The sequence below is a fragment of the Escherichia sp. AM3 genome (assembly GCF_032029835.1).
GTDB classification, from domain to species: Bacteria; Pseudomonadota; Gammaproteobacteria; order Enterobacterales; family Enterobacteriaceae; genus Escherichia; species Escherichia coli.
Genome location: NZ_JAVUPQ010001052.1, coordinates 1 through 262, shown reverse-complemented (window position 1 = coordinate 262; position 262 = coordinate 1). Strand labels below are relative to the sequence as shown.

The following is a 262-nucleotide window of genomic DNA, read 5'->3' as shown; positions in this document are numbered from 1 at the left end:
CGTAATTAAAGGATGGGCGCACTATGAGTACTCTTTTTAAAGGTCTTACGCGCCCTGCTTTAATAAGGGGGCTGGGCGTTCCGCTCTACCCCTTTCTTGGAATGTGCATTATTTGTGTTCTGCTTGGTGTCTGGATTCATGAGGCTATGTATGCCCTTATTCTTCCTGGCTGGTATGCCATCAGGCGTGTAACACAGTTTGATGAACGCTTTTTTGACCTTCTGTATCTGAGAACTCTTGTCAAAGGGCATCCTTTATCAAA

General features: G+C 45.0%; 1 protein-coding gene. It reads left to right on the top strand.

Going from position 1 to position 262, the window contains the following annotated elements; all coding sequences use genetic code 11:
• Positions 1–23 precede the first annotated feature (23 nt).
• The coding region (locus tag RTW80_RS29655) for a VirB3 family type IV secretion system protein (RefSeq protein WP_312721709.1) at positions 24–262 on the top strand (239 nt) is incomplete at its 3' end.